This window comes from Belnapia arida (assembly GCF_016773205.1).
GTDB classification, from domain to species: Bacteria; Pseudomonadota; Alphaproteobacteria; order Acetobacterales; family Acetobacteraceae; genus Belnapia; species Belnapia arida.
Genome location: NZ_JAETWB010000028.1, coordinates 1 through 18,495 on the forward strand (window position 1 = coordinate 1; position 18,495 = coordinate 18,495).

The window sequence follows — 18,495 nt, forward strand, 5'->3', positions numbered from 1 at the left end:
AAAGGAGCAGCCTAGCTGCCGCGCCAGCGCCGCGTCAGACGCCCAACCAGGCCAATAAATGGCCTACTCCCACGCAGCAGGCAGGCTTTTCAGCAGCCTGCTAGGAAGTCGTACCCTGTGATCTGGAACCGAAATTTTTTGGCCGCACCTACTCCTATGTCCCTGCCCCGCTGCGCGGATGCCGCTATTACGAACCAGCTAAGGGTTTGCTCCGATAGCGGCGGCAGGCACGGCATGCCCGCTGGCGACTGTCGCGTCCGCATTGGTGCTGACTGCAACTCCAACGACTCCCCAACCACTTCCGTCAGGACGACGAGCAAGCATCGGAGCTCCGCTCGCACCGCGGGTGGCAGCACAATCATGGGCGAGCAGAACATGCCCCGAGGGCCTTCGCGTGAGGGATCCAAGACGGCACCCGGTATCAGCGGACAGCGTTTCAGGCCGATCTTGCTGGTATCCTCCCAACATCACCGGTGATCCCGGCTGCGGCGTACCACGCAGCAAGGGCAATATATGCCCCGGAGCACCGATCGGCCGCTCGAGGGTTAGCAGCGCCCAGTCCGCACCCGCTGGTCCCATAGCTGCCACTCCGGGGGTGAAGCCCGGCCCGACCGTATAGGAGATAACTCGCGCATGCCCTGTGTACTGACCAAGATTGTAGCCGAGTAGGAAATGGACCGAACGCGCTTGGACAAACTGGCCCGAGCGCGATGCCACCAGACAGTGCGCGGCGGTGAGTACCGTGCGCGCATCGACCAACGTGCCAGTGCAGCGCCCACCGACCTCCGTTTGCACGCGCCCGAGCGAGCGCCATGGTTCGGCGGTAGGGTCGACCCGTTGTCGCGGGTCGGTGGCCCCAACGCCAGGAAGCAAATTGCCTCGTGGTGCTCTGCGCAACTCGTCCTGACCGCTTTGCGCCGAGGCGGCCCCGGCGGCGACTGCTAATGCAGCGAAAAGTATTGCTGCTGTCGGGGCAGTGGTAGGTGCGATGCAGCGAGTTCCGCGGTGAAAAGAGCTGCGACATGGCCGTTGCTCGGCGCGGGGCGCGCTCAAACGCATCAGGTGTCTCCGCACACCGGCAAGCGGATGAAAGACGATAGTCATCGATTCCCTCCGGATGGGCGACTGTGCGGTACTCAAGAGCGGATGAAGTTTATCGCGCTCCAACTCTAGGCGAAGCTGCTGCGAGTTCCGGGTACGAACTGACGACGCAGCAACACCGCAGTGTGATTTAGAATATTTAGTATAGCGAAATAAGATCCTCGTGATCTGCCCGGTGCAATGCAGCCGGGAAATTGGCGTGCGATGGTGCAACAACCTGCGGCGGTCGCCGTCCCTCTATGCTAGCCGCTGGCAGGCTCTACACATACTCATGCCGCAGCTACGTGCCGATGGTACTCTCCTCAGAAGGCTATGCCCGATTTAATGACGGTGGGTTCTAGCGTCGTCACCCCATCCACAACTCCGCCCGCTCAAAGATGCTGGTGAACTGCTCCGGCTCAGTCATCGAGCGCCCAACCGCCATGACGAGCGCCACAGCAGCGTCGATCTTCTGCTCCGGCCGCGCTTTGGTCGGGTACAGGTTGCCGCGGCGATCCGGCTTGCCGACGACGTTGCCGATGCACCACTCCAGCACCGGGCTGCCGTCGTGCTGGAGGCGGCCCGAGCGCATGGCAGCATCAAGCTCAATGATCGCCCGGTGAGAAGTTCGCCGTAGTCGAGCGGAACTCGACCATCTCGATCTCCTGCGCCCGTAGCCGCTGCGCCAGCTGCGTTGACTGCCAGGGGTCATAGCCGACGCTCATGATCCGAAAACGCCGGCTGAGCTCCAGGATTTCGTCCTCGATGATCTGGAAGTCGGTCTCGTTGCCCATTGTCAGCACGAGATGCTTCGCAGCCGCCCAGCCGGGGTATGAAGCATTCTGTGCCTCGAGCACCGCCTTATCGTTCAGGTAGTAGCGTGCGAGCGCAGCGTAGGTCGTCTTGCTCGTCTAGCGGCAGGTATGGGGAATCTTGTAACTGTCCAACCCGTAGTTGACGATAGCCCGGAGGCAGGTTTTGGCACACCCCCGCCATCATGGGTATGCGAGAAGTTGCCTTAGAAGGTTTTCCGACGACGGCGATCCGATTCTTCAGTTTGCGGAACCACCTCATCGCCACGCCCGCCCTATTGCTGGAAGTTCAGCTTCAGCCCCGGCTCCGGCCAGCGCATCTGGCCAAGCTTACCTTCGCCCGACAGGGTGATGGTCGCGGTGCGCATATCTGGGCCGCCGAAGCAGATATTGGTGGGGTGGGTGTCCGGCATCGCTACCTGGTCCAGGATCCGGCCATCCGGTGCAAACACCGTGATTTTCCCCGTCACCAGCGTGGCGACGCAGATATTGCCGGAGGCGGTGACAGCGAGGCTGTCGAAGCGGGAGAAGCCCGGCGCACTGCCGAGGTAACGGCCGCCATGCGGCGAGGGAAAGGACTGCTTCTTCAGGGTGCCGGGGCTCTCGACGTCGAAGGCCCAGAGCCGTGCGGATTCGGTATCCGCGACATAGACGACGCTCTCGTCCGGGGAGAGGCCGACGCCATTGGAGCTGAGGATCGGGTAGGCGATCTCCTTGACCGAGGAGCCGTCCGGCATCGCGTAGTACAGCCCGCCATGATCACGCGAAGTATGGTATCGCTTGCCGAGATCGGTGAAGTAGAAGCCGCCATTCCGATCGAAGACGAGATCGTTCGGCGCCGAGAGTTTGTGGCCGCTTGCTTCCTTGTAGAGCAGCCTGCGCGCCCCAGTCTGCGGATTAACCTGCTCCACCGTGCCGTACTCGTAGTCATCCGAAGGCCCCTGCCCCATAAAGCTGTCAGGCAGGTACTTGCTGCCGCCATTGTTGCAGAGAATGAGCGATCCATCCGGGGCGCGCGCAAGCCCGTTCGGCCCGCCGCCCGGCTTGCCGAGCCGCGTCACCTCGCCATCCGCATCAACACGTGTCACCCAGCCGCCATTGATCTCCGTCAGGATGATCGAGCCGTCCGCCATTGCCACCGGTCCTTCCGGAAAGCCGAGGTCACTCGCCAGGATGCGGATGTCGCTCATCGTTGTTTCCCCCAAAGGTATTCTTTTGCAACTATCGTTGCGTGATATGCCGCGCGGTCAAGCCGCGGACGTGGCATCTCTGCGCTTGGATATAACCTCACGGTTAGGACAGCATCTGCCGCAGCGAACAGAAGATCATCCATGCTTCCAGGCCGAGCCCTGCAGACAATCCACTGACCAGCAACGTGTTGTCTCGTAGTTCCGATACCGGCAAATAGGCTGCCCTCAGCCTTGCAACGGTTATGGCCTATAGGGCAATAGTTGCCGTCGCCGCGTAGGCTGAGGTGCTGTGCGGCGACGGCTTGTGAGCACTCATGTCCCTGGTTGGTGCGCGATCAATGGCTTGGCTTAACCAAGAATGGCGTAAGCTGAAGCTCGTGTGTCCAGCACGATCTGTCCTGCGTATGCAGGTAGTAGAAAGCTTCTGCAATCTTCACCGGGTTCATCACGAGTTCGGGTTGCTGTCGGAGCTTCGGCAGCATCCGAGTTCCAGGTGAGTCGATTGTGCCGTCGATGACAACGTTGGCCACGTGCACGCCATGCTCGGAATACTCCTCGGTAAGCACCTGCGCGAGAGTTCGCATCATAACCCTGGGGTAGTAGAGCGACTCACCGGTCTTGCGTTTGACCCCGCGCAGCGACTTGGAGTTGTTCGAAAAGAAAAAAGATCCTGCGCCTTTCTTCCGCATGGATGGCAGCACCTCTTTGGCAACGAGGAAGGGTCCGCGGCTGGCAATGTGCTGTGCCGTATCGAACATCTCCACAGGGAGGTGCTCGAGCAGCTCCTTTTCGGGAGGGAGGTCCCGACCTTCCAGGTAGCCAGCATTGTAGACGAGGACATGCGGGTCACCGGCTTCGCTGCGGATCCTAGCAAAGGCCGCTGAGATGGATTGCTCTGAGATGAGATCCAACTCTACGACCATGCATGCGCCGCCCTGCTGCCGGATGGCTTCGGCCAGGGCCGAAGCATTGGTCGCAACGCGGGTCGTCAGCACGACGAAGTATCCCTCTTGCGCGAACTTCTGAGCGATGGCGCCTCCCACGCCCCAACGCACACCGATGGGCAGGTCGCTGTCATCCACTACCTTTCCGTGCGCCAGTTTGGTATTGCGGCCATCTGACTGCCATTTGGAGGTGGCACCGACCACCACCGCAACCTGCTTATCATCTGGGTTCAGACTGTTGTTTCCGCTCATGCGGAGATCCCCCCTGTTTCTTGCATCGTGAATGCACGAAGAGCCGTCGCAGCTCGCCGAAGTCACTGAGCCCTAATGTTGGCGGCTCGTGCCACCTCAGCCCAGATCTCCATGTCTTCCTTCATCAAGGCAGCGAAGGCTGTTGGCGAGCTTCTTCCGTCGAGTTCATTGCCCGTTGGCGCGAGCCTTTCAGAGATGTCTGGCCGTGCGAGCACGCGATTGATCGCTGCAGCTATTCGCTCGGCTATCGGCTGCGGCAAACCTGCCGGCCCTAGGATGCCGTTCCAGTAGCTTGCGGCGGAAAAGCCAGTCAGACCCTGCTCGTGCAAGGTCGGGACGTCCGGCGCCTGTGGGATGCGATTACGTCCGATAACCGCCAAGGCCCTGACTCTGCCGGCCTGTATCTGCGGAAGAGCCGTTGATGAGTTGATGATCCCAAATTGGACGTCACCTGCAAGCAGCGCCTGCATCTGCTGAGGCGAACCAGGAAAGGGGACGACCGTCGCTGCAAATCCAGTCCTGGTGCGGAGCAGCTCTGTCACAAAGTGCGACGGTGCTCCGATGCCAGCGGTACTGTAGAAGAGCGGGCTAGGCCGTGCACGCGCAAGGGCAATGAATTCTTGCATTGAACTGGCCCGCACTGACGGATGCACCACAAGCAGCGATGGGGTCACGGCGACGTTCACTATTGGCGTGAAAGAGCCTGGCACTTCGAAGCCTAATCGCGTGCCCATCACAGCCACCATGTTGAGCGACGCAGCGGTGAACAGGAGCGTGTACCCGTCGGGCGCTGCCCGCGCGACCGCTTGGGCGCCGATGCTGCCAGCCGCACCAGGACGGTTGTCCACGATAATGGGTTGACCGAGTTCCTCCCGAAGAGCGTCCTGCATCACCCGCGTCATCACATCGATACCGCTGCCTGGCGGCCATGCGACCACCATGGTGATCGGACGTATCGGATAGCTCTGCGCCAGAGAGGACCCGAAGGTGACGGCGAGGAGCGACGCGGCAACGATGGCTACCACCAAGAACCTCCACATCGGCTTCTCTCCTCTCGCGTAATCCTCATGTCACGATCTCACCCGGAGCTGCCAAAGAACCGGCTTGGGTGCATTTGGGGCAGTGGGCTGATTTCGCTGGCATCAGCGTCTGGCAACGCAGCTTGCGCTTCAAGATGGTCCAAGTCTGCTTTAGGGTCCAGGCTGAGGACCAGGAAGGACGGCTTATCCAGCCCCCGACCGTCTGGACGTGGATCCCGTTGCCACTGGCCTTCTACTGCTTCGTCGTGGAGAACCGAAGGCAGGCGACGACTAGCGTCCGCGCTCCAGACCCAGGACGTCGCGGGTTATTGGCCTTCCTCATGGCCGGACCGGCGCCCTTAGCTGTGGAAGCGGCGAATACTTCGTGTCGCGTACGCCCTCTGGCATCTCGCCTGTCGATGACCTGTTTCCTCCTGCGCGCACTCTCATGAAGCACCGCCGACGCGGAGAAAGGCGGTGACGGCGGCGCCGCGTAAAATGCGTGCGCGGCCGTCCTTACCGACCCGGTCGGCAGCGTGCCGAGCTTTGCCGTAGCAGGCCGTAAGCGCGATGCTGCTGTGGCAGTGGATGACAAAGTCGAGCTTCAGATCCTCGGTTAGCAACCGGTAGGGCTTGCGGTCGCCGAAGCTGCGGTCGGCGACGAGGCAGACCGTGATCCCAATTGGCAGCGCTTCGGCCGGACGGACCAGCGACTGATACTTGTAGCCGTTGCGGCGGTCCTTCAGGGTTGCCGTCTCGACACTCGGCCAGAATAGCGGCGTGGCCCGGCCATGGCGGCAGAATAGCGGGAGCATCAGTGTGGCCTGGCCGTCGGCGGGGAACTCGGTCCACGTGGGTTCGGTCGTCGCCCAAGTGAGTCTCACATGCTGAACTGTTGGGGAAGTCTTGGCCTCCTGGCTTGGCACGGGCGCACCGCTGAGGGAATAGTCGCTCGCCTTGGCGGCATCCTCGCGCTGCCCCGTCCGGTCCTGCCGGCGGGGCTCAGGCGGGTGACGGACCCCGACGGTCGGGGTCGGTCCAGGAGATCCCGGCCATGACACCATTTGACATTTTGCGCTTGGCGGAGCGCCACCCATGAGCCCGGAGGCGAGGGCCTACCGCCGTGCCCAGCGAGCGCGCTATCCCCGGAACTGGAAGCAGGTCAGCCGCTCGGTGATCGCCCGTGCCGGATACCGGTGCGAGGCCTGCGGCGTTGAGCAGGGCAAGCCGAACCCGGTCAGCGGCTCGAGGGTTATCCTCGGCGCCGCGCACTTGGACCACCACCCCGAAAACGTCTCGCCCAGCAACCTGCGATCGTTGTGTCAGCGGTGCCATCTCCGCTACGACCACCCGCACCACTTGACGCAGATCAGAGCGAACCGGCTGGCGCGGTTGGCCGCGAGCTCTCTGGGAGGTCTGCTGGCTCTCATGCTCGGAAAAGCACCATCCTCCGGCCGGTGAGGTTCACCTATCGGCACGGGACACGTCGAAGCGTTAGCTGCCGGCGCCCGCCGTCACCACTATCTCGACTTCGGCAGTTGCGGGCGGCGGGAACGCTGTGCCAGCCACGCACGCAGCCTCGACCGCGGCCCAACGCAGAAGGCCAGCTTCGCCTTCTGGTGAAAGCCGATAGAGGCCGCGGGCCTCACGCTCGAACCAGCCATAGACGTTTCTCAACATGATCGCAGCGGCATCAGGCGCGGCCTCCCTAAGGTCGCGCGGGCGGCGCGGTCCGGCACGGAGGGCCGCAGCACAGGCGAGCGCGCGCTGACGGTAGGCCGTCATAATGGGCTGTCGTGACGAGCCGCCTACAGCGGGGTCACCACGCCGGCGGTCATGCTCGGCAAGCAGAAGGGACCGCCGCTTCGTGTTCTGCCGTGGCCGGTAAGGCCCCGGCTCGGCAAGAACCTCGACCATACCCCGCAGCGGATCCACTGCGAGCAGACCAAAGCCAAGCAACCGGCAAAGCTTATGCGCACGACTGTCGCGGTCGCGCCCGCGGCGTGTGGCCCGCACCGCGAGCCAGACTTCGTCGGCTGCAGCAAGGCGATCGACCCCTTGCAGTATGAGATCCAGCGTGAGGCCGAGCTTCAGCTCGGTAATGACGACGAAGGGCGGCTCATCTGGTCGGATCGCGACGATGTCGCATCCGCAAACCTCCCCTTTGGCTTGGTAGCCCAACCGCTCGAGATGCGACTTAACAACGGCATACAGCGATGTTTCGGGAGTACGAACTGGCTTGGTTTTTAACATTCCGGAGTCCCGATCAGTAGGCCGACAGTACACCGGAACGGCCCGCTATCGGCTAGGCGCGTTGCCGAGGGCCAGTTAAGCTGGCCGCAATCAGGGAGGATAGGGTCCATGCCCAACATCAGGCGACGCAACCTGATCGCGGCGGGCTTGGCAGGCGTGTCGTTCGCTGCATCCGGGCAGGGCCTCTGGCCAGGGGAGCGCCCGATCAGCCTCATCGTGCCCTTCCCTCCTGGCGGCGGCACCGACGTGATGGCCCGAGCGATGGTGCCCTACCTGGAGCGACACCTGCCCGGAGCACGTCTCGTCGTGCTGAACCGTCCCGGAGCTGGCGCCGAGGTTGGCTACACTGCGCTCGCCACCGCGCCGCCTGACGGGCTCACCCTTGGCGTCGTCATCGTCCCAAGCTTGCAAACGATTACCATCGAGCGCACGCCACGCTACCGTCTGCAGGATTTTGCTTTCCTCGGTAGCGTGGTGGACGACCCCGGTGGGTTCTTCGTCGCGCCCACCAGCCCGTTGCACACCGTCGCCGACCTTGCCGAGCACGCTCGGGCAAACCCGGACAAGGTCGCGGTTGGCACCGCCGGTATCGGCTCGGATGACCACCTGCTGATGATGGGCTACGAGCGCCTTATCGGCACCCGGCTTGTCCATGTGCCCTTCGCTGGCCAGGCGCCGACTATCACCGCACTGCTTGGGCGCCACATCACGGTCGCCGCGATGAATATTGGGGAGAGCCTGGAGCTGGTGAAGCAGGGCCAAGCCCGTCCACTGGCCCAGGCCTCGCCGGCACGGACCGCTCTGGCGCCTGACATCCCCACCTTTCGTGAACAAGGATTCGAACTGACGGGCGGTGTGGTGCGTGGGCTGGCAATTCCGGTAGGCACGCCAGCGCCCCTTCGTGCTCGGCTCGGGGCCGCGCTGCTCGCCACCATGGACGACCCAGGCTGGCAGGCGGATGCTGCCCGGCTGTACCAGCCGCTGCGCCGTATGGACGGCACCAGTTTCACCCGCCTGGTGGAGGAGGAAGCCGAGCGGCTCCGCCTTCTCTGGCAAGACCGGCCCTGGAAGGACTAACCCATGGCACGCCGCATCATCGACCTTTCGACGCCAATCTCCGCCGGCCATTTCCGCTGGCCAGTGGAACGCCGTTTGCTCAAGTCACATACCGAAGGCGCGGGACAGGGCACCTGGGCTGGTTGGAACGTGCATGGCTTCACCCACATGGACAGTCCGCGTCATGTAGACCCGGAAGGCTTCACGACAGACGCCATCAGCCTCGACATGACGGTGGGGGATGCCGCTGTCCTCGACCTCTCCGAGGTCCCGGAGAATACCGCTATCACAGCCGAGCGGATTGCTGCCGCCGGAGCGCATCTCCGTCGCGGCGATATCGCCATCCTCAAGACACGGTGGGACGAGCGAGCCGACATCGCCGCACCGGAGTTCTGGGCACGCGCCCCCTGGATGACGGCGGAGGCCGCGATATGGCTGCGCGAGGTTGGTATCAAAGCGGTAGGGTTCGACTTCCCGCAGGATTATTGCATTCGCTACTTCCTGACCGGTGAGACGCGCCCGCCCCTGCCCGAGCACGTGACCCACTACCACCTCCTGAAGGAGGGGGTGATCATGTTCGAGTACCTCCGCAACACTGGAGCGCTGCGTGCGCCGCGTAGCTTCGTGGTTGCCCTTCCAGTCAAGCTGCCGGACAGCGACGGCGCCCCAGCCCGGGTCATTGCCATCGAGGACGATGCGGCATGAAGCTCGCTGGTGACGTTGCCCTGGTGACCGGCGGAGGCGCTGGCATTGGAGAGGCCATTGCCCATCGTCTGGCACGTGCGGGTGCAGCCGTGCTGGTTGCCGACCTGCTGCCCGATCGGGCGCAGCGCGTGGCTGATGCAATCACAGCCGCCGGGCTACGCGCCGCCCCATTTACGCTGGATGTGGCTGAGGAAGACCAAGCCGCCGCTGCGGTGGCGGCGGTGGAGGCACGGTTCGGTCCGCTGCGCCTGACAGTCTGCAACGCCGGCATCACCGACCGCGTGCCGGCACTCGAGATGTCACGGGCAGCCTTCGAGCGGGTGATCCGGACCAACCTCACGGGCTGCTTCGTTACAGCCCAGGCTGCGGCACGTGCCATGGTGCGGCATGCCCGAGGGGGACGCATTGTCACCACCTCATCAGTCTCTGGCCAGTTCGCGGGGACGGGACGGGTGGCCTACGGCGCCAGCAAGGCCGGCATTATCAATCTTACCCAGGTGCTGGCCATGGAACTCGCGTCGCATGACATCCTGGTCAACTGCGTCGCGCCTGGCCCAACCCAGGTTGCCCGCACCGCACATGGCCCACGGCAGCGTGCAGCGTTCCTCAACCACATGGCGCTGGATCGCTATGCGACACCGGAGGAGGTTGCCGCCGCGGTTGCCTTCCTCTGCTCCGAGGATGCCGGATACATCACCGGCCACGTGTTGAACGTGGATGGTGGTTTTGCCGCCGCAGGGGTGCTCTACGACCCTGCTGACGGGCCGTGATAGCCGAACAGCGCGGCCCCGACGGGCGCCAAATTCTCCAGCCGAGTTCGTAGGATCTGTGTTCTGGGCGCGCTGAAAGTTTGTCAGCCCTACCGCGAGGCGCGTGACATTATCTTGCTCAGCCGCTCAGTCCATAATCGAAGATCGCACCCGCTGGCGTGGTCGCAGCCGCATCGCTGTCCCGGCATGCCCTGGAGGCGGAGCCAGCAGGGGCTCGGGTTGAGGAATTACGATCTGCCGACGCATGATGGTCCAGAACCGCTCGCCGTAGCGGTCCGAGCCAAGCACCGCAAGCGCCGCGCGGGCGTAGACGGCGCAATCCAGCGCCTCGTTATCGCGCAGCTTGCGCCACTCATTCCGGGCATATCCATTCCGCGTTTTGTGCGTCACCAGCTGCTCGGCCACGAGCTGCTTGACCAGGCTGCCGTCTAGCCAATCCGGGAGATGCACCCAGCCTAGCGGATAGCCGACACCCTCGCCGCGACTGAGCCAAAGCCGGCGGTACAGGTCCAGCTTGTAGGTGCTGACCGCGACACTCCATAAATTGAGGCCCCGCTTTAGCTTGCGCCCGGCCTCAGTGACATCCACCAGGGTCGGCCCGGTCACCGGGCTCGAGCGGTTCCAGCCGTCGATGCCCTTCATCGGCACGAGACGCGGGTCGCGCAGCCGGCGCAGCTGGGTATAGACGCCTGCTGTGTGGTTACCACCGGTATCCACGCCGACCTTGGCGATCCGCAGCTGAGCGCCGTCTTGGCGCTCCCAGCTGCGGCCAAGCAGCACAGCGAGCGCGTCCCAGGGTCCGGGTTCAGCCGGGCTGCCCTCAACCCGCTCGTGGTGGATGAGCCAGCTTTCGTAGCCGGCCCCCCAAGCCCAAACATAGACCTTGAGCCGGGCCGGAGCGCTCTGGTTGTCGACGCCGGCGGTCAGCACCAGGGCATCGCTCGGCACCAGGCCCTGCAGCATCGATTCACGACGCTCGATCAATCGCTCATAGTCCGGCGCGTCGCCGCGCTCCTGCCAAGTTTCGCCGAGGACGGTGTTGTGGAAGGTCTTTAGCGCGCGCGCATCGCCCTGAGCCGCTTCCCAGTCTCGGGCCGCCTGGACCCAAGAGAGCCAGCCGACAGGGCTGTAGAGCGCGCTGAGGTGAAAGCCGACGGCATATGGGTCCCCTGCCCTGGCGGTGGGTCGCCATTGTCCATGGGCCAACATGGCGCTCTTGTGCTGCTCGCCGATAGCGCCATCGCAGGCCTCGCAATGGTACCGGGCAGAGTCGGGCTGCCCCCGCGCCCAGATCAAGCGGGCGAAGCGCAGCGACTGCATGTGGCCGCAGAAGGGGCACGGGACGAAATACCGCTGCTGGTCGGTGGCGAGGTATTCTCGCTCGATCCGCGATACGCCGGTGATGGTCGGGGTGGAAACCAGTAGGGTCTTGCGCCGCCAGCCAAAGGTCCGCGCCCGGGCCTCGGCCAGCGCCACCGGGTCGCCCTCGCCCTCGACATCGCCGGGGTAGGCGTCGATCTCGTCGAGGAACAGGAAGCGCGCCGACATGGACCGCAGACCGACGGCGCTGTTCGCCCCGGTCATGACCAGCTGCCCGCCCGGAAACTCTTTGCTGAGCTGGCGATTGCCGCTGTCCCGCGAGCGGGCTGGTGCGACCAGCTCCCGGATGGCTGGCGTCTCTTCCACCAAAGGGTCGATCCGCTGCTCCGAGAACCGCTTGGCCAGCTCGGTGGTGGGCTGAACCGCAAGCATCGGCCCTGGGGCATGTTGAATGACGTAGCCGATCCAGTTGTTGCCGCATTCGGTGCCGCCGACCTGGGCGCCCTTCATCAGCACGACCCGCCGCGCCGGATGGGTCGGCGATAGCACATCCATGATCTGGCGCAGGTAAGGAGTCCGGCTGGTCCGCCAAGGCCCGGGCTCGGCCGAGCCGCGGCTGCCCAGCAGGCGGTGGCGGTCGGCCCAGTCTGAGATGAGCAGCGCCGGCTCCGGTGCCATGCCGGCGCGCCAGGCCGCGACGATTTCCGCCGCACCCTCGAAGCCAGCAGCGGCGTCCAGCGTCTCACTCGACAATGACACGGGCGCCGTTCCTTTCCGCCAGGTGGATCCGCAGGCGCTGATCCAGCAGCAGCTGCAGACGGTGGGCGTCGACGGCGAGCTCGGCTGCGAGCTCAGCGGCGATCCGGGCGGGCCAAGCCAGGATGGCGTCACGCTCCTCCCGGGCTAGGCGGTGCACCAGCAGCAGGGCACGCGCCTTGTCCACCAACCGGCCGCGGCGTTCATCAATCTCCAGCCGGCGCCCTTGTGCCTTGAGCACTTCATTGGCCGTGCGAGCGTCGTAGAAGGTCGCCCCACCCGGGCGAGCTGATGTCAGACCCGAAACGCCCTGCGTCCCGCCCGTGCCTGGCTCACTGCTCTCGAGCTCAGCCGAAGGTTGGAAGGAGCTGACTGAACGCGCAGGATCGGCGCTCGCGGCCAGCTGCACCCGGAGCTTCTCAACATTCCAGCCGCCCCCCGGCTCGGGCTGAATACGCCCGGCTTGCACCGCCTTTTGCAAGGCCGTGTGCGATAGGCCAAGCTGGCGCGCTGCCTCCCGCTGTGAGGTCACCCGCGCCGGATTCTGGATCGGGGTCATGGTATGATCGTTAGCCCTGAAAACAGCACGGAAGCCGCAAAATACCGGTTAGGCTGGCGCTATGAGAAGAGCGATCTTTGCGCGCATCTGTTTGGTTCCCGCTTTGCGAAGGATGGCCGGTGACTGACCGCTTCGATAGCGCCGCTGACGCTTGATAAGTTGAGAATGGCTGACTTAGACAACTCCTACTCCGCTCAGCCAAGTCGTGGCAGGTTGAGATGCCCGACCATCCGTCGCCTTAACTCTTCTTTGACTCCACACGTGGGAAGGGCCCGGTGGTGCCCAGGGAATGAAGGCGAAAGCTAGCGGACGTCCGGGCTGCGCCAAGCCGTGTCGATGGAGTTCCTCTGGAGAAGGAGCGTCTCATGTATATCAACCTGCGCCGCTATGCCCAACTTGGCGCCGGCAAGGCTGTCATAGAGCATTCAGTCGAAACTGACCTCCTTCCCGAGTTGCAGAAGCAGCCGGGCTTCAAGGCTTACTGCGCATTCTGGGACCAGCATGGCGCGGGTGTCAGCATGAGCCTTTTCGATGATGCCGAGGCAGCCCACGAGTCTACTGATGCTGTGCGCAGATGGGTCATGCATCACCAAGATTTCTTCCCTGAACGCGGCGAAGAGTTTGCTGGCGAGTGCTTTGCGTACGCCGTTGCTCATGGCCAAGAACAAAGCCAAGGCGGTGCCAAGCGGGCACTCTACGTCCTGATCCGGGAGCTCGATAACGTTCCAGGCACGCAGGACACACAGGCCTTCGTGCAGCAGCGAACTCTCCCGATGATCACGCGCTCGCCGGGCTTCCGGGGTGTTTACACCGCGCGCCATGACGAGACCGGAAGCCGGGCAGCTGTGGTAACGCTCTTCGATGAAGAGCGGCAAGCCCTTGCTTGCCATGAGAAGGCCGTTGAGCTGCTCAAGGAAGGCTTGCCCAAGGTCGCCGTGACTCGCGTCGTTCGGGGTGAAAGCGTCATCCTTCGCATGTAGGGTCAGTTGCGAAGCGCGCTTTGTGCAGACGTCGAGCTCATTGAGCTGCTCTGGCAAAGTCCACCACGGCATCGCGCCCAGGTCTCCGTGGACCTGACCAGGCTGCCAGAGGCGTATAAGACCGGTAATGAGCCGGAAGTGGCTGGGGAAGCCTGCCTTTCCCAGCTCACCGAGCGCCCTCGGTTGCCGCCAGTATTTGGCGAGCGCCGGCAACCACCTCATATGGGCGGCGGTCGCCGTCCAGCATGGCGCGTCGGCCAGTCAGGTCCTGCCATCGGCGCACGGCAACATCGACATAGCGAGGGTCGATTTCCATTCCATAGCAGCGCCGCCCTGTCACGTCGGCCGCCATCAGCGTCGTCCCACTGCCGAGGAAGGGGTCGTAGACCGCGTCGCCCGCTGCGCTGTTGTTCAAGATCGGTCGGCGCATGCACTCTACCGGCTTCTGCGTGCCGTGCACCGTGGCGGCATCCTCCTCTCCGGAAGTGCCGATGGCCCAGAGCGTAGCCTGGTCACGGGCACCCTGCCAATGGCCGGTGCCGCCGCGACGGACGGCGTAAAGGCAAGGCTCGTGCTGCCAGTGGTAGTCGCCCCGGCTCAGCACGAACCGCGGCTTGGCCCAGACGATCTGACTGCGGACCACAAAGTCGGCTGCCTCGAGGCTCTCGATCACCACCCGGGCATGCACGCCGGCATGCCAGACGTAGGCGACCTGACCCGGGAACAACGCCCAGGCCTGTCGCCAGTCCGCACGGTCGTCATTCGCCACACGCCCAACGCGGGTTGTCGCCGAGACACCGGCGGAATTCCGCCAGGCGGGGTCGTACTCCACGCCATACGGCGGGTCAGAGACCAGCAGATGGGGGATAGTCCCATCCAGGAGCTGGGACACGTCTCCGGCCGCCGTGGCGTCGCCGCAGAGTAGGCGGTGCGGCCCGAGCTGCCACAGGTCACCAGGGCGGCTGACAGGCACCTCCGGGGGCTCCGGCGCCGCGGCGTCTGGATCGCAGCCGTCCCGCCCGGGGACGAGGTCGTCATCGAAGGTCAGCAGCCGGTCGAGTTCCTCGATGCCGAAGCCGACTACCGAGAGGTCGTAGCCCTCGTCACGTAGACCTCGCAGTTCCTGCGACAGCAGTCCTTCATTCCAGCCGGCGTTCAAGGCAAGCTGGTTGTCGGCGAGGCGGTACGCCCGGAGCTGCGCCTCGCTTAGGTGTCCGAGCCGTATGGCCGGAACTACATCGAGCCCCAGCGTGCGCGCCGCGAGGACCCGGCCATGGCCGGCCACCAGCACGCCGCGGTCGTCGACCAGCACCGGCGCAGTGAAGCCGAACTCGGCGATCGACGCTGCGATCTGTGCCACCTGCTCAGGCGAATGAGTGCGGGCGTTGTTGGCGTAGGGCAGTAGGCCGCTCACCGCGCGCATCTCGACGGCGGCCGCTTGCCACGGGACTTGAGACATCAGGACACCTTGCTGATTGCGACAGTGAGCTGTGACACGCCGGCATTCGAGGCTGGCCTCGAGCGTTGACGGGCTTGATGGTTGCCATGCGGTGCGACGCAGATCGCAGCGATCGGCGGCTTTCCGCGCGAGGTGGCAACCTGGCAACCAGGATTCGGGGTCTGCCGGTAGCGAAGTGTCGCGCCCCGAACCCCCCGCAGTTCTAACATCGCCACGGAGGAACCGAAAATGCATGAAGCGCACCATTCCGGACCGCTATGCTGCCTCCGATTAGACTGTAGACTAAAGAGCTTGTATTTCACCGGTCAATGTTGTTCGAGTGCTCATTGATTTGCGGAGCATTGAACTTGCCGTGCCGCACCGTGCCAAAAGGCCGCAGCCTGTGCTTCCGAGCTGTACCTTTGCTACTCGCACCGACGGCAAGGAGGGATAGGCTTGACCAGTCGGGAACAACGAAGAAGAGACACAAAATGTCGCCTTTGTCGCTTACGCGCGTGAAGAAAGAGAGGCGATTTCCCTCCTCATCGTTATTTACCGTAAGCAGCTCCCTCCCCTGCTCACACACGCAAGCGACAATGGCGACGAAGCAGCCATGCCGGTTTCAGATGAGCGCGATCATGCTGGACTGACGTTGCCAAACCCCGCCCACCTCGAGCGAAGTTTTGCCTGTCGGACGCGCCAAACTATCAAAGATCGAATTCCGGCCAACGATATAGGAGACAACATGTCAGAAGACTGGCAACGTCGAGTGGCATCGACCACAACCTCCGGCACCCCTCATCAGCGGCCAGACACTGTTCAAGCCGTGAACGCAATTCTTGATAGGGTGATGTCTATTTCATCCATTGGTAAGATTACCCGTGCGGAAGCTCATAACCTCGTCGACGCCTGCTATGATCTTGCTGCTCACGCAGGCCATCCCGACGATGTGGCAGAGGACGCAGCGCGGGCGGTTGGACAAGTTCTCGCAGTTGGTGCGTTTGGGTGGACAGAGTCGCAGCTTTGCCTCCTCGATCGTGATTGGGACTCACTTGAGGAGGTGCCTGCGCTGTGGCGAGTCGAGTTCCTCCTGCGACTCTGCCGGAGCCCGCATATCCTGCCGAGACAAATGATAGATCAGGTGGTGAATGCCTTCGCTGCGCTCAATCTAGGCGATGGTCATATTCCGCGGATTTTTCGCCCCTCCACCGAACCTGGCAGAGGACGCAACCCTAAAGCGGCTCGCGGCACAGAAGAACTGCTGTGGTGCTGGATAACTTGGCAACATGCAGAAGGTGAGAAAGTTGATCTCTTGGTCGTACGGGTCGCTGCTGCTGTGGGGGAGACGACCGATGCTGTCAAAGGTTGGCGGACTGCGTGGATCAAACGCGACGGCCTCGACAAGGTCAGGGCAGAGCTCAACCTTTTCAAATCCCAGAGCTACGGACGCGAGTTTTTCGAGCAAGGCCCATCGCTGGACGAGATGGTTGCGTCATGGCGCGATTCGCGCATGCCGAAGAAATCCGAAGACCGAAAGTCAAGCTAGATTTCAGATCGCATAATCTAGGCGAGATTGCGCTTACAACAGATAGTTAGTCCTAGTAAGTCCCGACTGGTAGCCTTCTCACCATCGCAAACGCGTGCAGCTGCACGCAATTCGGTGGTGATACCGATGTTAAACTCTTCACCTAGCAATCCAGACGCACTTTTAACCCGTGAAGCAACGTCGGCTGCACTGAGCGCATCCGGCTTCCCAGTAGCGGCCAAGACCTTGGCAACCAAGGCCACGCGCGGCGGCGGGCCGCCTTACCTTCTTTTCGCAGGACGCGCACTTTATCGTTGGGCTGACGCTCTTGCCTGGGCGCGTGGGTGCATGATTTCGCCGCGTCGCACTTGTCGCTCTCCCTTTGACGAGTGGCCGAAGTGAGGTCCGCCCCTTTACCGCTGATGCGATGTCGTTATAGGAGGGTCAGTTCGACAGGCTCACGAAAATGTCTTGAGATCAGAGGCTGTCGCCCGCGGCTGCAAGCAGCCAAGCGCTGCACGCAGAAACCTCGGTGGTATAAAGGAGGTTCGCGGTGAGCAGCAGCCTTAACCTGTTGTCGGCCGACATCAACCAAATTGACCGCTTCATCGTAGGCCTGTTCCCATACGCAGACCGCGAGACGTTTGTCTCACTCCGATCCTTCTTTGATGAAACGCAAGGCGTTCACCATATCGAGGCGGTGCCAGTCGGAAACGGAATGACGCATTTGGTGGAGGCTGCTTCTGCCCAAGCGACCAAATGCGCGCGCCATCCAAGCCCAACAGTCTTCTGCCCACCGGTCGCGACCTTTAACAACCCCAATCACGCACGCGACGCAGATCTCGCAAACGGGCTTGCACTGTCCGTGGAGTGCGATGCTCGGCCGAAAATGGCGTTGGAGACACTAGAGAAGCTACTCGGTCCTGCCACCATCGTCGTTCGAAGCGGCGGCTTGTGGACCGATCAGATGACCGGTGAGGTGCAAGACAAGCTCCACTTACATTGGAGGCTCGCCGAGCCAACACGCAATGCTACTGCACATGCCGAGCTGAAGCGTGCTCGACGTCTGGCAGTACGTCTAGTCGGTGCTGACAGCAGCAATGTCCCAGCAGTCCACCCCATCCGCTGGCCCGGCAGTTGGCATCGAAAAGCTGCGCCTCGCATGGCAGAGATCGTTGCATCCTCCGACGCGGAGATAATGCTGAGTGACGCTCTGGAACGCCTCGAGAATGCGGTCCGCGAAGTCCAGCCAAACGGCACCGCCACCGACGAGCGTGTACAGAATAACACCAATGGCGGTGTAGATGAAACCTCGGAGCTGATCCGCCGCATTGTTGCGGGCGAAGCGTATCATGAACCGCTGGTGGCACTCGCCATGCGCTACCACAAGGGCGGGATGCAAGCTCGACAAATCGTGCTAACGCTCCGTGGGGCAATGCGGGCGGTTCCCGAGCGCATCCGAGACCGAAAGGGTGAATCAGAACAGCCAGGTCGTTGGCAGGCGCGCATTGACGACATTCCTCGTTTGGTTGCGAGCGCCGTTGCGAAGGCGCCCCACTCCAGCGACCGTCCAGAAGAGTTTGAGGAGAGTTGGCCAGAGCCTGTGGACTTCCTCTCTGATTCGGAGCTGACGGGCGAACCACAGCTTAAGTCGCAACACCTCCCCGATGCTCTCGCGTGCTTCGTCTTCGATACCGCGGAACGGATGGGAGTCGACCCAGTTGCGGTGGCGCTATCGTCACTGGTCGCGCTGTCAAGTGTTGCGCACGACGACTGGGTTTTGGCCCCAAAGGCGTTCGATCGCACTTGGACTGAGAGCGCGAGGCTGTGAGGTGC

The 18,495-nt window shown here is 63.1% G+C and carries 17 protein-coding genes; 6 read left to right on the plus strand and 11 right to left on the minus strand.

Annotated elements, in window-relative coordinates; all coding sequences use genetic code 11:
- Positions 1 to 198 precede the first annotated feature (198 nt).
- The 8 genes from JMJ56_RS35670 to JMJ56_RS26165 form a co-directional block, all read right to left on the minus strand.
- A complete protein-coding gene (locus JMJ56_RS35670; RefSeq protein ID WP_407927956.1) occupies positions 199 to 1,104 on the minus strand; it encodes a trypsin-like serine peptidase in 906 nt (301 codons plus the stop codon).
- 343 nt (positions 1,105 to 1,447) lie between these two features.
- Positions 1,448 to 1,792, minus strand: coding sequence for a terminase TerL endonuclease subunit (locus JMJ56_RS26135; protein ID WP_268885105.1), 345 nt, complete (start codon positions 1,790 to 1,792; stop codon positions 1,448 to 1,450).
- The gene (locus JMJ56_RS26140) at positions 1,686 to 1,937 is read right to left on the minus strand and encodes a hypothetical protein (RefSeq protein WP_202834699.1); all 252 of its coding nucleotides are present in this window, start codon (positions 1,935 to 1,937) and stop codon (positions 1,686 to 1,688) included. Before JMJ56_RS26140 ends, JMJ56_RS26135 begins: the two co-directional genes overlap by 107 nt.
- Before the next feature lie 230 nt (positions 1,938 to 2,167).
- The gene (locus JMJ56_RS26145; RefSeq protein WP_202834700.1) at positions 2,168 to 3,082 is read right to left on the minus strand and encodes an SMP-30/gluconolactonase/LRE family protein; all 915 of its coding nucleotides are present in this window, start codon (positions 3,080 to 3,082) and stop codon (positions 2,168 to 2,170) included.
- Positions 3,083 to 3,417: 335 nt separating this feature from the next.
- Positions 3,418 to 4,278, minus strand: a complete 861-nt coding sequence (locus JMJ56_RS26150) for an SDR family oxidoreductase (RefSeq protein WP_202834701.1) — start codon at positions 4,276 to 4,278, stop codon at positions 3,418 to 3,420.
- A gap of 62 nt (positions 4,279 to 4,340) precedes the next feature.
- Positions 4,341 to 5,318: a Bug family tripartite tricarboxylate transporter substrate binding protein gene (locus JMJ56_RS26155; RefSeq protein WP_202834702.1), complete on the minus strand. Its 978-nt coding sequence runs from the start codon at positions 5,316 to 5,318 to the stop codon at positions 4,341 to 4,343.
- Positions 5,319 to 5,743: 425 nt separating this feature from the next.
- A complete protein-coding gene (locus tag JMJ56_RS26160) occupies positions 5,744 to 6,112 on the minus strand; it encodes a hypothetical protein (protein ID WP_202834703.1) in 369 nt (122 codons plus the stop codon).
- Between the two features lie 679 nt (positions 6,113 to 6,791).
- Positions 6,792 to 7,550 (minus strand): DUF2161 domain-containing phosphodiesterase, encoded by a 759-nt coding sequence (locus JMJ56_RS26165; RefSeq protein ID WP_202834704.1) that lies wholly within the window; start codon positions 7,548 to 7,550, stop codon positions 6,792 to 6,794.
- Positions 7,551 to 7,658: 108 nt separating this feature from the next.
- Between JMJ56_RS26165 and JMJ56_RS26170 the strand changes: the two genes are divergently transcribed.
- The 3 genes from JMJ56_RS26170 to JMJ56_RS26180 are packed head-to-tail and all read left to right on the plus strand — an operon-like array spanning position 7,659 to position 10,081.
- A complete protein-coding gene (locus JMJ56_RS26170; RefSeq protein ID WP_202834705.1) occupies positions 7,659 to 8,627 on the plus strand; it encodes a Bug family tripartite tricarboxylate transporter substrate binding protein in 969 nt (322 codons plus the stop codon).
- A 3-nt stretch (positions 8,628 to 8,630) separates the two neighbouring features.
- The gene (locus JMJ56_RS26175; protein WP_202834706.1) at positions 8,631 to 9,311 is read left to right on the plus strand and encodes a cyclase family protein; all 681 of its coding nucleotides are present in this window, start codon (positions 8,631 to 8,633) and stop codon (positions 9,309 to 9,311) included.
- Positions 9,308 to 10,081 (plus strand): SDR family NAD(P)-dependent oxidoreductase, encoded by a 774-nt coding sequence (locus tag JMJ56_RS26180; RefSeq protein ID WP_202834707.1) that lies wholly within the window; start codon positions 9,308 to 9,310, stop codon positions 10,079 to 10,081. Before JMJ56_RS26175 ends, JMJ56_RS26180 begins: the two co-directional genes overlap by 4 nt.
- Positions 10,082 to 10,207: 126 nt before the next feature.
- Here the strand turns inward: JMJ56_RS26180 and JMJ56_RS26185 are convergent, their stop codons facing one another.
- Together JMJ56_RS26185 and JMJ56_RS34210 are read right to left on the minus strand one after the other, a co-directional pair.
- On the minus strand, positions 10,208 to 12,079 hold the full coding sequence (locus JMJ56_RS26185) for a phage terminase large subunit family protein (RefSeq protein WP_202834726.1): 1,872 nt from the start codon (positions 12,077 to 12,079) through the stop codon (positions 10,208 to 10,210).
- A gap of 64 nt (positions 12,080 to 12,143) precedes the next feature.
- Positions 12,144 to 12,716, minus strand: coding sequence for an elements of external origin (locus JMJ56_RS34210; protein WP_236038604.1), 573 nt, complete (start codon positions 12,714 to 12,716; stop codon positions 12,144 to 12,146).
- 365 nt (positions 12,717 to 13,081) lie between these two features.
- Between JMJ56_RS34210 and JMJ56_RS26195 the strand changes: the two genes are divergently transcribed.
- Positions 13,082 to 13,696, plus strand: coding sequence for a hypothetical protein (locus JMJ56_RS26195; protein ID WP_202834708.1), 615 nt, complete (start codon positions 13,082 to 13,084; stop codon positions 13,694 to 13,696).
- Positions 13,697 to 13,862: 166 nt separating this feature from the next.
- Here the strand turns inward: JMJ56_RS26195 and JMJ56_RS26200 are convergent, their stop codons facing one another.
- Positions 13,863 to 15,155, minus strand: a complete 1,293-nt coding sequence (locus tag JMJ56_RS26200) for a site-specific DNA-methyltransferase (RefSeq protein WP_236038606.1) — start codon at positions 15,153 to 15,155, stop codon at positions 13,863 to 13,865.
- Between the two features lie 724 nt (positions 15,156 to 15,879).
- Between JMJ56_RS26200 and JMJ56_RS26205 the strand changes: the two genes are divergently transcribed.
- Positions 15,880 to 16,680 carry a hypothetical protein gene (locus JMJ56_RS26205; RefSeq protein WP_202834709.1) on the plus strand — a complete coding sequence of 267 codons (801 nt, stop codon included), beginning with the start codon at positions 15,880 to 15,882 and terminating at the stop codon, positions 16,678 to 16,680.
- A 532-nt stretch (positions 16,681 to 17,212) separates the two neighbouring features.
- Positions 17,213 to 18,490 (plus strand): hypothetical protein, encoded by a 1,278-nt coding sequence (locus JMJ56_RS26210; RefSeq protein WP_202834710.1) that lies wholly within the window; start codon positions 17,213 to 17,215, stop codon positions 18,488 to 18,490.
- Positions 18,491 to 18,495 lie beyond the last annotated feature (5 nt).

Excerpts from the sequence above, each read along its gene's own strand:
- JMJ56_RS26145 (WP_202834700.1), bottom strand. The coding sequence starts at position 3,082 with ATGAGCGACATCCGCATCCTGGCGAGTGACCTCGGCTTTCCGGAAGGA.
- JMJ56_RS26170 (WP_202834705.1), top strand. The coding sequence starts at position 7,659 with ATGCCCAACATCAGGCGACGCAACCTGATCGCGGCGGGCTTGGCAGGC.
- JMJ56_RS26160 (WP_202834703.1), bottom strand. The coding sequence starts at position 6,112 with ATGCTCCCGCTATTCTGCCGCCATGGCCGGGCCACGCCGCTATTCTGG.
- JMJ56_RS34210 (WP_236038604.1), bottom strand. The coding sequence starts at position 12,716 with ATGACCCCGATCCAGAATCCGGCGCGGGTGACCTCACAGCGGGAGGCA.
- JMJ56_RS26135 (WP_268885105.1), bottom strand. The coding sequence starts at position 1,792 with ATGACCCCTGGCAGTCAACGCAGCTGGCGCAGCGGCTACGGGCGCAGG.
- JMJ56_RS26150 (WP_202834701.1), bottom strand. The coding sequence starts at position 4,278 with ATGAGCGGAAACAACAGTCTGAACCCAGATGATAAGCAGGTTGCGGTG.
- JMJ56_RS35670 (WP_407927956.1), bottom strand. The coding sequence starts at position 1,104 with ATGACTATCGTCTTTCATCCGCTTGCCGGTGTGCGGAGACACCTGATG.
- JMJ56_RS26185 (WP_202834726.1), bottom strand. The coding sequence starts at position 12,079 with ATGGCACCGGAGCCGGCGCTGCTCATCTCAGACTGGGCCGACCGCCAC.
- JMJ56_RS26155 (WP_202834702.1), bottom strand. The coding sequence starts at position 5,318 with ATGTGGAGGTTCTTGGTGGTAGCCATCGTTGCCGCGTCGCTCCTCGCC.
- JMJ56_RS26200 (WP_236038606.1), bottom strand. The coding sequence starts at position 15,155 with ATGTCTCAAGTCCCGTGGCAAGCGGCCGCCGTCGAGATGCGCGCGGTG.
- JMJ56_RS26205 (WP_202834709.1), top strand. The coding sequence starts at position 15,880 with ATGTCAGAAGACTGGCAACGTCGAGTGGCATCGACCACAACCTCCGGC.
- JMJ56_RS26175 (WP_202834706.1), top strand. The coding sequence starts at position 8,631 with ATGGCACGCCGCATCATCGACCTTTCGACGCCAATCTCCGCCGGCCAT.
- JMJ56_RS26180 (WP_202834707.1), top strand. The coding sequence starts at position 9,308 with ATGAAGCTCGCTGGTGACGTTGCCCTGGTGACCGGCGGAGGCGCTGGC.
- JMJ56_RS26165 (WP_202834704.1), bottom strand. The coding sequence starts at position 7,550 with ATGTTAAAAACCAAGCCAGTTCGTACTCCCGAAACATCGCTGTATGCC.
- JMJ56_RS26195 (WP_202834708.1), top strand. The coding sequence starts at position 13,082 with ATGTATATCAACCTGCGCCGCTATGCCCAACTTGGCGCCGGCAAGGCT.